Origin of the sequence: Salipiger sp. H15 (genome assembly GCF_040409955.1) — a bacterium.
Classification (GTDB): domain Bacteria; phylum Pseudomonadota; class Alphaproteobacteria; order Rhodobacterales; family Rhodobacteraceae; genus Salipiger.
This window is the reverse complement of sequence record NZ_CP123384.1, coordinates 1,724,642-1,738,484: the sequence shown is the minus strand read 5'-3', so window position 1 is coordinate 1,738,484 and position 13,843 is coordinate 1,724,642. Positions and strand designations below refer to the sequence as shown.

Sequence of the window (13,843 nt, the reverse complement as noted above, 5' to 3'; positions counted from 1 at the left end):
GCTCAGGCGTCGGTGAGCATGCCCTGCTCAAGAGCCAGTTCGCGCATGCGCTTCTGCAGCTTCTCGAAGGCGCGGACCTCGATCTGCCGGATGCGCTCGCGGCTGACGTCATAGATGCCCGAAAGCTCCTCGAGCGTGACCGCCTGCTCGGCGAGCCGGCGCTGGGTAAGGATGTCCTTCTCGCGCTCGTTCAGCACGTCCATCGCCTGCGCCAGCAGCGCGCGGCGCGCGTCCATCTCGTCGCGCTCGGCATAGTCGGCGGCTTGGTCGGCATCCTCGTCCTCGAGCCAGTCCTGCCACTGCATGGTCCCCTCGCCCTCGGAGCCGACGGTCGCGTTGAGCGAGGCGTCGCCACCCGACAGGCGCCGGTTCATCGAGATCACCTCGTCCTCGGAGACGCCGAGGTCGGTGGCGATCTTCTCGACATGCTCGGGCCGCAGGTCGCCCTCCTCGAGCGCGCCGATGCGGTTCTTGGCCTTGCGCAGGTTGAAGAAGAGCTTCTTCTGCGCCGAGGTCGTCCCCAGCTTCACCAGGCTCCAGGACCGCAGGATGTACTCCTGGATCGAGGCGCGGATCCACCACATGGCGTAGGTCGCGAGGCGGAAGCCCTTCTCGGGGTCGAAACGCTTCACCGCCTGCATCAGCCCGACGTTGGCCTCCGAGATCACCTCGGCCTGCGGCAGCCCGTAGCCGCGATAGCCCATGGCGATCTTGGCGGCGAGGCGCAGGTGGCTGGTGACCATCTTGTGGGCCGAGGCCGCGTCCTGCTCCTCGACCCAGCGCTTGGCCAGCATGTATTCCTCTTCCGGCTCCAGCAGCGGGAACTTGCGGATCTCCTGCAGGTAACGGCTGAGGCCGGCTTCCGGCGACGGCGCCGGCAGATTAGCGTAGTTGCTCACGTGCCCCTTCCTCCAATGTTATGAGGGTTAACATGCCAGATGGGCACTCCCTCGATTGAATTCAACCGCCCCTCCGCGCGGTAACGCACAGTAGGGTGTTCAAGGTTATCACGTATTTAACTCATAACTCCGTCGCGCGGATCCGGATTTCGGCGAGCTCACGCAGATGCGAAGCTTATGTCACTCGCCACGCAGTGTCTGCAGCAGATGCGCCATGTCCTCCGGCAACTCCGCCTCGAAGCTGAGATGCTCGCCGGTCACCGGGTGCTCGAAGCCGAGCAGCGCGGCATGCAGCGCCTGCCGGTCGAAGGCCTCGACCTCGGCGACCACCTGCGGCGGCAGCGCCTTGGCGGCGATCCTGCGGCGTCCGCCATAGACCGGATCGCCGATCAGCCCGTGCCCGGCATGGGCCATGTGCACGCGGATCTGGTGCGTGCGCCCGGTCTCGAGCCGGCATTCCACCAGCGCGATCGTCGGCGGCGTGCCGAAGCTCTCGAGCACCCGCGCGCGGGTCGTCGCGTGCCGGCCCTGCCCGTCGAAATAGACCGCCTGCTTCTGCCGGTCGGTCTTGTGCCGCGCGAGGCCGGACTGGATGCGGATCACCTCGCCCGGCTCGACCGAGACGCCGCGCACGCCGTGCAGGCGCGGATCGGCGGTCGAGGGCACGCCGTGCACCAGCGCGAGATAGGCGCGCTCGGCGCTGTGGCGGGCAAACTGCTCGGCAAGCCCGTGATGCGCCCGGTCGGATTTCGCCACCACCAGCAGGCCCGAGGTGTCCTTGTCGATCCGGTGCACGATGCCCGGCCGCTTCATCCCGCCGACGCCCGAGAGATCGTCGCCGAAATGCCAGAGCAGGGCGTTGACCAGCGTGCCGGTCGGCGTGCCCGGCGCGGGGTGCACCACCATGCCCGCGGGCTTGTTGACCACCACGAGGTCGGCATCCTCCCAGACGATGTCGAGCGCAATCTCCTCGGGGCCGATGTGGCTCTCCTCGGCCTGCGGCACGCTGATCTCCAGCACGTCGCCCTCTTCGACCTTCGTCTTGGGATCGGACAGCACCTCGCCTGCGCGCGAGACCGCGCCCTCGGCGATCAGCTTCGCGAGGCGCGTGCGCGACAGCGCGGCTTCCTCTGGCACATCGCGTGCCAGCGCCTTATCAAGACGCGGCGGCGGGGCTTCCCCGATGACGACGCGCAGAGGCTGCTCCATGTCCAATACTCCTGAAGATCCCGAAATCCTGCCCGAACCGGCCAACCTGCGCTTCCTGCGGCGGCTGGTCACGGTGCTCACGGCGGTGATGATCGCAGGGCTTGTAGCCATTGTGTCGCTGATTGTCATCCGCTTCACGGCCGCCACCACCGCCCCCGCGCCGCTGCCCGCCGAGATCACCCTGCCCTCGGGCGCCAAGGCCAACGCCTTCACGCAAGGCGGCGACTGGTACGCCGTGGTCACCGAGGACGATCAGATTCTCATCTTCGACCGCAAGAGCCACGCGCTGCGCCAGACCATCGCCATCACCCCCGCCGATTGAGCCCCGTCCCGGGGATTTTCCTATGGCAAGGAATCCCCCGGATACCGCGGGAAAGCACAGGCGAAGCAGAACCCCGAGCATGAGAAACGCGATCCGCCCGTGAAGGGGCGATCTGTCGTTACTCTGATGAGGGGGAGATGGTACCGCCTTCCCGGTTCGAACGGGAGACCTCTTGATCCACAATCAAGCGCTCTAACCTACTGAGCTAAGGCGGCACGCTCGGGGGGAATAACGCCAGCCTTTTTCGATTGCAAGCCCCAATCCTGAGTTAAATTGCACGCTCCCAGTGCTGCTCGACCAGAGCCACCCCGAAGCTGGTCACAGGTACCGAAGACACAAGGGAAAACCCGTTCTTCGCATAGAGCGCGCAGGCGGCGCGGTGGCTTTCGTGGGTCCAGAGCGTCATCTTGGTGTACCCGACGTCACGCGCGAATCCGAGGCAGGTGTCCAGCAGGCGCTGCCCCAGCCCCCTGCCCCGCGCCTCGGGCAACAGCAGGAAGAGCCGCAGCTTGGCCAGTTGCTCCCCGCCCGCATCCACGCAGAAGATGCTGCCGAGCCGCGCCTCCCCGTCCCAGACGATCCAGCCGCGCTCGCGTGCCGGGTCGTGCCCCGCCTCGAAGCCGCGCAGGATCTGCTCGACCAGCGCACCGAACGTGTCGTCGAACCCTTCGTCGCGGGCGTAGAGCTCGGCATGCTGGCGCACCAGCCAGTCCCGGTCGGCCGCCTCGTAGAGCCTCAGCTCAAGCCCCTCTTCAACCTCGTGCAACATGGACATCCTGCCCCCCGCGCTTGCAATATGCACCCCGCGGGTCTAAGCCCGCGCAATTCCAGTTTCATGGGGACGGTCATGGGGATCAACACCGAACGCGACATCGAAGCCAACCTGCAGATCGGCCCGACCGACCAGGGGATGGTGCGTCTCTACGTCTACGCCGGCGATCTCGAGATCCCGATGGATTTCGATCCCGAGGAAGCCGAGGAAATCGCCGAGGAGCTGCGGGCCGCCGCCGCCACCGCGCGCAACATGAAGACGCGCCGCTGAGCGCATCCGCCGCGCGATCTACCCCTAGGCGTCGAGCCGCGCCTCGGGGTCCCGCAGCGCGTGCAGCCGCCGCGCCGCATGGGTCGCAAAGCGCCGCGTGAGCGCCGCCCGCCGCGCCCCGCTGAGCTTGTGCTCGGGGGCCATGCGCAGGATCTCCGCGTCATAGGCATCGGCGATGATGAGCCCGGTGCCCTCGGGCAGCAGGTCGGTCGGAAAGACCTCGTCAACCGCCCAGAAATAGCGGTCGCACCAATCGAGATAGCCCTGCCACTTGCCGTCCGACATGAAGTCGGCGCGGCTGCTCTTGCACTCGACCACCCAGATCTCGCCCTTCGGCCCCAGCGCCATGACATCGACGCGGCGGCCGCGCTCGGGCACGAATTCCTCGACCGGCGCGAAGCCGAGACTGGCAAGGTGACGGCACACGCCCCGCGCCAGAAGCTGGCCGGGCATCATCGGGGTTTCGCTCAGCATGCTCATGCCCCCACTATGAACAATAGGTGAACAAACGCAAGCGCGAGGCGCCTCACTCTTTTTTGCGCCGTCTCTGCGCCTATTTCCTGTCAAATGGTTGCAGGAGGCCCCGCCCATGACCACCGTCCCCGACGAGACCGACGATACCCGCTCCGCCCGGTCGCGGACCCGCGGCATCCGCCACGCGCGCGAGCTCGAATCGCATCTGGGATGGCTCGACACCTTCTCGGGCACGGCGCTCGGCGTGCTCTCGGTGGCCTCGGGCATCTACACCTATCTCGGGGTCTCGTCGCTGCTCGAGGAGGGCGGCGCCTTCACCGTCTTTGCCGCCATCGCCTATTCGGTGGCGGTCTCGGTGGGCATCTTCGTGTTCTGGTCCTACCTGATGCGGCTCTTCCCGGCGATGCGCTCGACGCGCTCGCGCATGGGGCTGCTGGGGGCGATGGGGCTCGGCTCGCTGGCGATCATCGCCATGTCCTCCTGGCTCAACGCCGCGGCGCTGGCGGGCTCGGCGGCGGTCGAGCAGCACCTCGCCGAAACCGTGCAGGACTACCAGGGCGCGCTCGAGCGCACGCATGAGATCGCCCTCACCGGCCAGTCGCTGGAACGCGACGTGGCGCGGGTGCGGCAGAGTTTCGAGGACCTCTCGGAGCAGGAGGCGCAGGGCTCGCTCTCCGGCCTCGCCGGGCGCGGCGCGGTGTTCCGGGTGCTGCGGCAGAAGGCGGCGGAGCTTTCGGCGCTCGAGGCGCAGATCGCCGAGCAGACGCCGCTCGTGGACAGCGCCTTCGCGCAGGGCAACGCCATACTGTCGCGGATGCGCGCCCTCACCGTCGAGCCCGGCCCGGTCGAGCCGCGCTCGGTGGAGTTTTCCGAGGCGGCGGTCGAGCTTCAGGGCCTCATCGCGCAGCTTCGCCAGCTCTCGGTCGCGCCACTGGTCGAGCGCGCGGCGCAGGACCTGGCCGCCTCGGTGGTGCTGCCCGAGCTTGACGGGCGCAATGATGCCGACCGCGGCAACCAGGCCGCGACCATCACCTCGGTGCTGGAAGTCCTCGGCCAGCGCGCCACCACGCTCGAGCGCGCCGCGCAGAACGTGCTGGCGCTGCAGCCCGCCGCCGAGGTGACCTACACGCCCGTCTCCGCCGCCGACGCGGTGATCATGTACGCGCGCAACTTCATCCCCTCCTGGGCCGGTGCCATCGCCATCGACCTCTTGCCCGCGGTGCTGGTGCTGATCCTCGCCGTCACCCATGGCGCGATCCGCCACGGGCGCGAGGGGGCCGAGATCGAGGACACGCTGACCCTCGCCGAGCTTCGCGCCGCCCTCCACGCCATGCGCGACGTGGACTTCGCGCTGCACCCGGCACCCGCCGCAGCCCCCGCCAGCGCCGAGGCCGTGCCGCAGGCGCCCGCGCCGGTCACGGGTCCGGCCTCCTCCCCGGCGGACAGCCCCGAGGTCTCGCGCTTCACCGGGCGCACGCCATGAGGCACCTCACCGTCGCCCGGGCGCTGACCGGCGCTCTGGTGCTGCAACTGGCGCTCGGCGCCTTCCTCGTGCTCGGCGATCTTGGCGGCAGCGACTTCTCCCTGCCCCGCTTCGGTCCCTCGGCGCCGCGCCTGTCGCAGCCGGTGCAGCCCGGCGACCAGCGCCGCACCTTCGCGCCGGGCCGCGACCTGCCGCCGCTCGTGCCGCTGCGCGATCCCGGCAAGATGCCCGGCCGCCTCGCCCTCACCCGCGCCGAGGGCGCGACATGGCGGCTCGAGGGCACCATCGCCGAGGGCGACGCCGAACGGGTCATCGCGGCGCTCGTCGAGGCAGGTACGATCGAGACGCTGATCCTGCAGAGCCCCGGCGGCTCAGTGCCCGACGCGCTCGCCATCGGGCGGCACGTGCGGCAGTTGGGACTCGCCACGCGGATGCTGGAGGGCGAGTTCTGCTATTCCGCCTGCCCCTACCTGCTGGCCTCGGGCACCACGCGCGAGATCGCCGAGGGCGCCTCGGTCGGCGTTCACCAGCACTATTTCGGCGAAAGCACGCTGCTGCCCGCCTTCGTCGCGGTCGAGCAGATCCAGCGCGGCCAGGGCGACGTGATGGAATACCTCGAGGAGATGGGGATCGATCCCATGGTGCTGCGCCCCGCGCTCGCCACGCCCGCCGACCAGATCTACATCCTGCTGCCCGAGGAACTGGCCCGATACAAATTCGTGACGGACGAGGGCTGACCGGACACAGCTTGCCTCTTGTCGAAAGGCCCCGGCGATACTATCTCGGGATCAGGCGGGTTCTGACCTTTGCGTGCATGGTTGCATTCCGGTGGCCTTAAGCAATTCCGAGGGAGTTGGCTCTGTCCGGGCCCTGGTCCGGTTACCTGACGCCCACCTGTATATACAGGTCCTCGGGAATGAGATAACCCCACGGAAGGACCGGTTCCCGCCGCTTCCCCCCACAGAACGATCCGAACAGGCGCGGCCCGGCGATGGGCCGTTCTTTTTGCGCGCAGGTCTCCATTCATGACGCGCGCATGAAAAAAGCGCCCCGCGAGGAGGCGCTTCGAATCACGTCCGGCTGGCCCGGGATCAGAGAAGACGGCGCTTCTTCTGCTCGACGGGGATGCGGATCGGCATCGGCTCGAGCGCCATGCGCTTGCCGCCGGCCGGGCGGTCCTGATCGCCGGACATGCGCATCACGGTCATGCCGAACTGCGCGCCCGCGAAGACCAGGCCATTGAAAAGCCACAGGAGAAACACCGCCAGCATCCCCGCGTCGGAATGGGTCACCAGGTGCTGCAGGTTGGCGACGTTCTGCCAGAGCAGCAGCGCCACGAAACCCGCCGACAGGCCGAAGCCGATCGCGCATTGGCTGATGTAGAGGCGGACGAGTTTCGGCATGTGACTCTCTCCTTCTTCTGTCTCACGAAGCGTAGCGCAGCCGTGACAAAGCACAAGCCCCGCGGAAAATTCCGCCCCGTCACATCGGAATCTAGGAAGCCCGGGCCGGAACACAAGACAGGCTGCCGCGAGGACATGGGCCCGCGACGCGAAAAGGCCGGTCACGCCCCCGCGCGACCGGCCTTTTCCATGTTCGGACATCCCGGGGTCAATCGGGGCAGCGCCCCTCCCCGGCCCGGCTCAGAACGCCTCGGGCCGCGCCTCGCGCGCCATGTGGTCGAGCACGGCATTGACGAACTGCACCTCGCGGCCCTCGTTGAAGAAGGCGCGGGCCACGTCGATGAACTCGGTGATGACCACCTTGGGCGGCGTGTCGAGCGCCACCAGCTCGGCGCCGGCGGCGCGGAACAGCGCGCGCAGGATCGGGTCGATCCGGTCGATCGGCCATTTCGCGACGAGCGCGCGGTCGGTCATCTGGTCGATCTTCGCCTGCCAGTTCACCGCCTCGCCGAGCAGCTTGCCGAAGAGGTCGACGTCCCCGTCCACCAGCTCCACGCCCTCTTCGACCTCCGCACCGAAGCGGTAGTCGAGGAATTCGCGCATCGTCTTCTCGGCCGTCGTGCCCGAGAGCTCCATCTGGTAGAGCGCCTGCACGGCATAGAGCCGCGATGCGGATTTCATACGGCGTTTGAGATTGCCGGAGGGGGGGACCGGGGTCGTCATGCGCTATGCTTTCCTTTGGAAGCGCCCGCGATCTGATATTCATCCTGGGCGGGCACGAATCCCACCCCCTTGCGGGCGCCGCCCCACCTACGGGCCAGAGCGACAAGATGCAAGGCCGCAGCAGCGGCACCGCCACCCTTGTTCTGACCCTGCGATTCGGCCCGGACCCGGGCCTGCTCGTAGTTCTCGACGGTGAGGATGCCATTGCCGATGCAGAGCCCCTGCAGGCCGAGCAGCGTCAGCCCGCGCGAGCTGTCGTTGCAGACCGTGTCGTAATGGGTGGTCTCGCCGCGGATCACGCAGCCAAGCGCCACGTAGCCGTCGAAGTTCGACATGCGCTCGGCGATGCCGATGGCGGTCGGCACTTCCAGCGCGCCCGGCACCTCGACGATCTCATGGAAGCCGCCCGCCGCCTCGATCTCGGCGATGGCACCGGCGACCAGCTCGTCGGCGATATCCTTGTAGTAGGGAGCGACGACGATGAGGATCTTCACCGGCCTGTCGAACTCAGCGCGCGGCAGGGTGTAATGGGTTTCGCTCGAGGCCATCGTCACTCTCCGATCTTGCGGGTGCCCACGATCTCGAGCCCGTAGGCCTCGAGCCCGACGACGCGCGGGGTGGGCGAGTTGGTCAGCAGAACCATCTTCGACAGGCCGAGCGACGAGAGAATCTGCGCGCCGAGCCCGTACTGACGCAGCGTGCGCGGAGAGACGTCGTCATGCAACTCAAGCTTCATCGAGGTGTCGCGCAGCAGCACGACCACGCCGCGCCCCTCTTCGGCGACGGCCTTCATCGAGTCTCGGAACTCGTCCGAGCGGCCCTCGTGGCCGGTGCCGATGATGTCGAGCATGGGATCGAGCGCGTGCATCCGCACCAGCACCGGCTCGGGGCCGGAAATATCGCCCTTGGTCAGCACGATATGCTCGTCGCCGTGGCTCTGGTCGGTGTAGATGCGCATGTGCCAGTCGCCGCCGAATTCCGAGCGGACGACCTCTTCGGAGCGCACGCGCACGAGGTTGTCGTGGCGGCGGCGGTAGGCGATCAGATCCGAGATCGTGCCGATCTTCAGCCCGTGGCGCTGCGCGAAGGCAACCAGCTCGGGCAGGCGCGACATGGTGCCGTCCTCGTTCATGATCTCGCAGATCACGCCGGCGGGGTTCAGCCCGGCAAGGCGCGAGACGTCCACCGCGGCCTCGGTATGGCCGGCGCGGACCAGCACGCCGCCGTCCTTGGCGCGCAGCGGGAAGACGTGGCCCGGGGTGGCGATGTCGGCAGCGCCCTTCGAGGCGTCGATCGCCACGGCCACGGTCTTGGCGCGGTCGGCGGCCGAGATGCCGGTGGTCACGCCCTCGCGGGCCTCGATCGAGATGGTGAAGGCCGTCTCGTGGCGCGAGGAGTTGTTGACCGACATCAGGTGCAGGCCGAGCTCGTCGATGCGCTTGGAGGTCATCGACAGGCAGATCAGGCCGCGGCCATGGGTGGCCATGAAGTTGATCGCGTCGGGGGTCGCCCACTGCGCCGGGATCACGAGGTCACCCTCGTTCTCGCGGTCCTCGTGGTCGACGAGGATGAACATGCGCCCGTTGCGGGCATCTTCGATGATCTCTTCCACCGAAGAGATCGCGTCTTTCCAGTTTTCTTCAACCGGGCCGGGGGTCTTGTAATCCACCATTTCGCCTCTCTGATCTGCACCCGCCAAATACGGCAGGAGGGCAAAAAAGACTAGGCCGGTTTTTGTGCGGGACTGTGCTGCACCCTGTGCAGGTGCCCGGCGCCCGGAGGCGCCGGGGCATGAAGTCTCAGGGACGGACCGCGTAGAGCCCCACCGCCGCCGCGTTCGAGACGTTGAGCGAGCCGAAGCCGCGCGCGAACTCGATCTTCACCAGCTGGTCGACCGTCTCCTTGGTGCGCTGCCGCAGCCCCGGCCCCTCGGCGCCGAGCACCAGCGCCACGGCGCGGTCGCGCTTGCCCTCCATCGCCTCGTCGATGCTCACCTCGGCCTCACCGTCGAGACCCAGCACGATGTACCCCATCCCCTGCAGCGCGACGATCGTGTCCGCGAGGTTGCGCTCGCGCAGGTAGGGCTGGCGTTCGAGCGCGCCCGAGGCGGTTTTCGCCAGCGCGCCGGTCTCGGGGGCCGAGTGGTGCAGCGTGCCGATCACCGCCTGCGCGCCGAACACCTCGGCCGAGCGCAGGATTGCCCCGACGTTATGCGGATCGGTCACCCGGTCGAGAAGCACCAGGCGGGGCGGCGTCTTGCCATCGCCAAGCGCCACGTCCTCGAGTCGGCCCCAGTTCAGCGGCTTGACTTCCAGCGCCGCGCCCTGGTGCACGGACTGCGGGTCGATGGGCGCGCCGAACTTGCGCGGATCGTGGATCTCGGGCTCGATTCCGCCCGCCTCCAGCGCGTCCTCGAGCTTGGATTTTGCGTTCAAGGTCAATATCAAGCGCAGTTTCTCGCGCTTCGGGTTCATCAGCGCATCGCGCACCGCATGCAGGCCGAACAGCCAGACGGTCTCGGCCGCCTTGGCCTTCTTCGTCTGTTCCTTCTCGACCACCCACTTCGGTTTCTTGACCATGGCACGCGCCCCTTTTTCCTGAGCTTCGGTCTCTGCATCGCCCCGTGACGCGCTGCAAGATATTTTCCTGTTGACGGCCCTTTTGACTGCTTGTAGTCAGCGCCCCACGACGCCGGTCAAACGGCAGAGGACGCCGGAGACGGCGGAAAGTGGGCGACAGGCCGCAAGGTGTGGCAGGGGACTGTAACTCCCTCGCGGAGACGCACGCCTGGTTCGATTCCAGGGTCGCCCACCACTTTCCCTCCCAGACGACATCTCCTTCTATACATGCTTTCGGCAGTGATGTGTTATCACGCTGCTCCAGAGTGTTGCGGCGCTTGGCCCTTCGGCCTAAGTGCCTTTTTCATATTCACGAGGACCCAGCCCGACCGATGCTGCGTTACCGCCTGCTGTTATCCCTGTTCGCGACCGTGGTGCTGGTTCGCGCCGCGTTCAGACGCGACTGGGACGGGCTGCGCGCGCGACTCGGGCATGGCAAGGCGAATCCCGGCGCGCATGTCTGGCTGCACGCGGCCTCGAACGGCGAGTTGGCCTCGGCGCGGCCGGTGATCGAGGCGCTGCGCGCCGCCCGGCCCGCGATGAAGCTGCTGGTCACCTGCAATTCCGAGTCGGGCGTGGCGCTGGCGCAAAGCTGGGGCCTCTGCGCGCGACTCGCGCCGCTCGACCTTGCCCGCGCCTCGAAGCGCATGCACCGGCGCTGGAACGTGCGCAGCCACATCACCATGGAATCCGAGCTCTGGCCGCACCGGCTGCTGACCTGCCCCGGCCCGGTGCTGGTGCTGGGCGGACGGCTGACCGAGGGCACCGCCAAGGGCTGGCGGCTTTTCGGCGGGCTGCAGGCGCGGGTGCTGCATCGCATCGCCTTCCTCTCGGCGCAGGATCCCGACTCGCGCGACCGCTTCCTCGAGGCCGGCCTGCCGAAACAGGCCTGCGGCCCGGTGGTCGATCTCAAGGCGCTCTACACCCCGCCCGAGCAGCACGACGCCGCGCTCGAGGCGGAATTCTCGCGCGCCAGCACCTGGCTCGCCGCCTCGACCCACGAGGGTGAGGACGAGACCGTGCTCGCCGCCCATGCCGAGGCGCGCCTGCAGGAGCCCGGGCTGCGGCTGATTCTCGCGCCGCGCCACCCGCGCCGGGCCGAGCAGATCGCCCGGCTCGCCGCCGACCGCGGCCTCAGCTGCGCGCGCCGCAGCCTCGGCGAGACGCCGAGCGGTGCCGATGTCTACCTTGCCGACACGCTGGGCGAGATGGCGCTCTTCTACCGGCTCGCGGGGCGGGTCTTCATCGCCGGCACGCTCACCGACCGCGGCGGCCACACGCCCTACGAGCCCGCGGCCTTTGGTGCGGCGCTGCTGCATGGCCCCGATGTGCGCAATTTCCGCGTGCCCTTCGGCCTGCTCGACGCCGCCGGTGCGGCCTCGCCGATCACCGACGCGGCCAGCCTCGCGGCCGCCCTGCTGGCGCTTTCCGACGAAAAGGCGCAGCGCAGCGCCGGGGCCGCCGCCCGCGCCCTGCTCGAACCCGAGGCATCTGCCGCCGATCTCGTCGAAGATCTGACCCTGCATATAGACGCGGCGACGAAATAGGCGCACCATCCTCTCAAAACGAGCAGGACAACAGGATGAGTGCATCGCCGGAAATTTCCCCCCGCGCACCGCGAATTGGCCAACTGCCGAGGCGCACGCACGTGCAATATGCCGCGCTGTGCTTTCGCATTCGTGACGGAAAATTGAAGGTCCTGCTCATCACCAGCCGCGGCAGCCGCCGCTGGACGCTTCCCAAGGGGTGGCCGGTCGAAGGCCAGAGCCCGGCGAAGTCGGCGGCGCGCGAGGCCTGGGAAGAGGCCGGCATCCGCGGCCTCGTACAGGAAACCTGCGTCGGCGGCTTCGTCTACATGAAGCGCAACTCGCCGCACCCGCACATGGCGCTGGTCTATCCGCTCGAGGTCGAGTCGCGGGACAAGAGCTACCCCGAGCGCGGCGAGCGCAAGCAGCGCTGGGTCAGTCCGAAACGCGCGGCCGAACTGGTCGATCAGCCCGGGCTCGCGAACCTGCTGCTGAACTTCCGGCCGCCGCTGCGCCACCACTGACCCCGGCTTGATCTCTCCGGGAATTTGACTAGGTAAAAGGGATCATTTCGGAAAAGCCGCATGATCCAGTACTCTCTCAAATGCGCGGAAGACCACCGCTTCGACAGCTGGTTCCAGTCGGCCAGCGCCTTCGACAAGCTACAGTCGGCGGGCATGGTGGCCTGTGCCGTCTGCGGCTCGTCCAAGGTCGAGAAGGTGCCCATGGCGCCGCGCGTGAACAGCGGCGCGGCCCGCCCCGAGCAGACCCCCGCGCCGCAGAAGCCGAACCTCTCCGAACCTTCTTCCGAGGCGGAACAGGCCCTGCGCGCCCTGCGCGAGCACGTCGAGAAGACCTCGGACTATGTCGGCCGCGACTTCGCCCGCGAGGCGCGCGCCATGCACAGCGGCGACACCCCGCACCGGCCGATCTGGGGCGAGACCCGCGGCGACGAGGCCAAGGCGCTGATCGAGGATGGCGTGCCCGTCGCGCCCCTGCCCTTCCTGCCCACCCGGAAATCCAACTGAAGGCCTGCCCATGCCCCTGCTGATCACCGGCGCCAACCGCGGAATCGGCGCGGCGCTCTCTGAGACCCTGCGCGCCCGCGGACACGAGGTGCTCGGCACCGCCCGCGACACCCCGGGCCTGCTGCCGCTCGACGTGACCGATCCCGCCGGGCCGCGCGCGCTCGCGGCCTCGCTCGGCGACATGGCGCTCGACGCGCTGGTCTGCAACGCCGGCGTCTTCCTCGACCGGCCCGAGCAGATCGACACCGGCTACTCGGCCGAGATGTGGGCCGAAACCTTCGCGGTCAACGTCACCGGCACCTTCCTCACCGTGCAGGCCATGCTGCCGCTGCTCGAACGCGCGGCGCAGCCGAAGATCATGATCATCTCGTCGCAGATGGGCTCGAACGCGCTCGCCAGCGGCAACGCGCTGATCTACCGCGCCTCCAAGGCGGCGGTGCTGAACCTCGGCAGCAACCTCGCCGCCGGGCTCAGGTCGCGCGGCATCGCGGTCGGCATCTACCACCCCGGCTGGGTCTCGACCGATATGGGCGGCGCGGCGGCGGAACTGACGCCCCGGCAATCCGCCGAGGGGCTCGCCGACCGGCTCGAGGCGCTGAGCCTCGAGTCCACCGGCCGTTTCGAGACCTGGGATGGCCGGCCCCACCGTTACTGACCTGCCGCGGCGGCCCGGGGATTTCCCCGCCGCCTTTGCCCGCGCCTGGGCCACGCGCGAGGGTGCGGCCATCGCCGCGCTCTTCGCCGAGGACGCCGAGTTCGTCAACGTGACCGGCCTCTGGTGGACCGGGCGCGAGGCCATCGCCCGCCCGCACGACTACGCGCTGAAGAGCTTCTTCGCCGCGACCACGCTGCGCCCCGGGCGCATCGCCGTTCGAATGCTGGGCACCGACCATGCCGTGGTGCGTTGCCGCTTCCACATGACCGGCCAGCGCGCGCCCGACGGCACCGCGGCCGGGCCGCGCCAGACCATCCTCATCTTCGTGCTCGAGCGCCGCGCCGAGGGCTGGCAAGCGGTCGCCGCGCAGAACACCGAGGTCGTGCCGGGGCAGGAAACCTTCGTCGCGCAGGACGGGCTTTCGCCCGCCGACTACCGCGGTCGCTGAGCCCCGCCGCGCC

18 protein-coding genes and 2 tRNA genes are annotated in these 13,843 nt (G+C 68.5%); 10 read left to right on the top strand and 10 right to left on the bottom strand.

Annotated features, from left to right (window positions below; translation table 11 throughout):
- Positions 1-2: 2 nt before the first annotated feature.
- Complete coding sequence (gene rpoH / locus PVT71_RS08540; protein ID WP_353471367.1) at positions 3-899, bottom strand: RNA polymerase sigma factor RpoH; 897 nt, start codon at positions 897-899, stop codon at positions 3-5.
- A gap of 180 nt (positions 900-1,079) precedes the next feature.
- Positions 1,080-2,108, bottom strand: a complete 1,029-nt coding sequence (locus PVT71_RS08535) for an RluA family pseudouridine synthase (RefSeq protein WP_353471366.1) — start codon at positions 2,106-2,108, stop codon at positions 1,080-1,082.
- Between PVT71_RS08535 and PVT71_RS08530 the strand changes: the two genes are divergently transcribed.
- Positions 2,107-2,430, top strand: a complete 324-nt coding sequence (locus PVT71_RS08530; RefSeq protein WP_353471365.1) for a DUF6476 family protein — start codon at positions 2,107-2,109, stop codon at positions 2,428-2,430. The two genes, PVT71_RS08535 and PVT71_RS08530, sit on opposite strands and share 2 nt — an antisense overlap.
- Positions 2,431-2,568: 138 nt before the next feature.
- Here the strand turns inward: PVT71_RS08530 and PVT71_RS08525 are convergent.
- Both PVT71_RS08525 and PVT71_RS08520 read right to left on the bottom strand, forming a co-directional pair.
- A tRNA-His gene (locus tag PVT71_RS08525) sits at positions 2,569-2,645 on the bottom strand.
- Between the two features lie 53 nt (positions 2,646-2,698).
- Complete coding sequence (locus PVT71_RS08520) at positions 2,699-3,199, bottom strand: GNAT family N-acetyltransferase (protein WP_353471364.1); 501 nt, start codon at positions 3,197-3,199, stop codon at positions 2,699-2,701.
- Between the two features lie 78 nt (positions 3,200-3,277).
- On the opposite strand from PVT71_RS08520, the gene PVT71_RS08515 reads away from it, so the two are divergent.
- Entirely contained in the window at positions 3,278-3,472 is a 195-nt protein-coding gene (locus PVT71_RS08515) for a DUF6324 family protein (protein ID WP_353471363.1), read from the top strand.
- A 24-nt stretch (positions 3,473-3,496) separates the two neighbouring features.
- On the opposite strand, the gene PVT71_RS08510 is transcribed toward PVT71_RS08515, so the two are convergent.
- Entirely contained in the window at positions 3,497-3,952 is a 456-nt protein-coding gene (locus PVT71_RS08510; protein WP_353471362.1) for an MmcB family DNA repair protein, read from the bottom strand.
- Between the two features lie 109 nt (positions 3,953-4,061).
- Here PVT71_RS08510 and PVT71_RS08505 point away from each other — a divergent pair, with 109 nt between their 5' ends.
- Together PVT71_RS08505 and PVT71_RS08500 are read left to right on the top strand one after the other, a co-directional pair.
- Positions 4,062-5,429 (top strand): hypothetical protein, encoded by a 1,368-nt coding sequence (locus PVT71_RS08505; RefSeq protein ID WP_353471361.1) that lies wholly within the window; start codon positions 4,062-4,064, stop codon positions 5,427-5,429.
- Positions 5,426-6,166 carry a hypothetical protein gene (locus tag PVT71_RS08500; RefSeq protein ID WP_353471360.1) on the top strand — a complete coding sequence of 247 codons (741 nt, stop codon included), beginning with the start codon at positions 5,426-5,428 and terminating at the stop codon, positions 6,164-6,166. The genes PVT71_RS08505 and PVT71_RS08500 overlap by 4 nt, the downstream gene beginning before the upstream one ends.
- 354 nt (positions 6,167-6,520) lie before the next feature.
- Here the strand turns inward: PVT71_RS08500 and PVT71_RS08495 are convergent, their stop codons facing one another.
- The 5 genes from PVT71_RS08495 to rlmB all read right to left on the bottom strand — a co-directional run bounded on the left by PVT71_RS08495 (position 6,521) and on the right by rlmB (position 10,134).
- Positions 6,521-6,832: a hypothetical protein gene (locus tag PVT71_RS08495; RefSeq protein WP_353471359.1), complete on the bottom strand. Its 312-nt coding sequence runs from the start codon at positions 6,830-6,832 to the stop codon at positions 6,521-6,523.
- 240 nt (positions 6,833-7,072) lie between these two features.
- Positions 7,073-7,555 (bottom strand): transcription antitermination factor NusB, encoded by a 483-nt coding sequence (nusB, locus tag PVT71_RS08490; RefSeq protein WP_353471358.1) that lies wholly within the window; start codon positions 7,553-7,555, stop codon positions 7,073-7,075.
- Positions 7,552-8,103, bottom strand: a complete 552-nt coding sequence (locus PVT71_RS08485; RefSeq protein ID WP_353471357.1) for a 6,7-dimethyl-8-ribityllumazine synthase — start codon at positions 8,101-8,103, stop codon at positions 7,552-7,554. Before PVT71_RS08485 ends, nusB begins: the two co-directional genes overlap by 4 nt.
- 2 nt (positions 8,104-8,105) lie before the next feature.
- The gene (gene ribB / locus PVT71_RS08480) at positions 8,106-9,227 is read right to left on the bottom strand and encodes a 3,4-dihydroxy-2-butanone-4-phosphate synthase (protein WP_353471356.1); all 1,122 of its coding nucleotides are present in this window, start codon (positions 9,225-9,227) and stop codon (positions 8,106-8,108) included.
- 127 nt (positions 9,228-9,354) lie between these two features.
- Positions 9,355-10,134: a 23S rRNA (guanosine(2251)-2'-O)-methyltransferase RlmB gene (rlmB, locus tag PVT71_RS08475; protein WP_353471355.1), complete on the bottom strand. Its 780-nt coding sequence runs from the start codon at positions 10,132-10,134 to the stop codon at positions 9,355-9,357.
- 151 nt (positions 10,135-10,285) lie between these two features.
- Here rlmB and PVT71_RS08470 point away from each other — a divergent pair.
- The 6 genes from PVT71_RS08470 (at position 10,286) to PVT71_RS08445 (ending at position 13,830) form a co-directional block, all read left to right on the top strand.
- Positions 10,286-10,369, top strand: a tRNA-Tyr gene (locus PVT71_RS08470).
- 136 nt (positions 10,370-10,505) lie between these two features.
- Positions 10,506-11,720, top strand: a complete 1,215-nt coding sequence (locus tag PVT71_RS08465; RefSeq protein WP_353471354.1) for a glycosyltransferase N-terminal domain-containing protein — start codon at positions 10,506-10,508, stop codon at positions 11,718-11,720.
- Positions 11,721-11,863: 143 nt separating this feature from the next.
- A complete protein-coding gene (locus PVT71_RS08460; RefSeq protein ID WP_353471353.1) occupies positions 11,864-12,223 on the top strand; it encodes an NUDIX hydrolase in 360 nt (119 codons plus the stop codon).
- 60 nt (positions 12,224-12,283) lie between these two features.
- A complete protein-coding gene (locus PVT71_RS08455; protein ID WP_353471352.1) occupies positions 12,284-12,727 on the top strand; it encodes a DUF1178 family protein in 444 nt (147 codons plus the stop codon).
- 10 nt (positions 12,728-12,737) lie between these two features.
- Entirely contained in the window at positions 12,738-13,382 is a 645-nt protein-coding gene (locus PVT71_RS08450) for an SDR family oxidoreductase (protein WP_353471351.1), read from the top strand.
- Entirely contained in the window at positions 13,360-13,830 is a 471-nt protein-coding gene (locus PVT71_RS08445; RefSeq protein WP_353471350.1) for an SgcJ/EcaC family oxidoreductase, read from the top strand. Before PVT71_RS08450 ends, PVT71_RS08445 begins: the two co-directional genes overlap by 23 nt.
- Positions 13,831-13,843 lie beyond the last annotated feature (13 nt).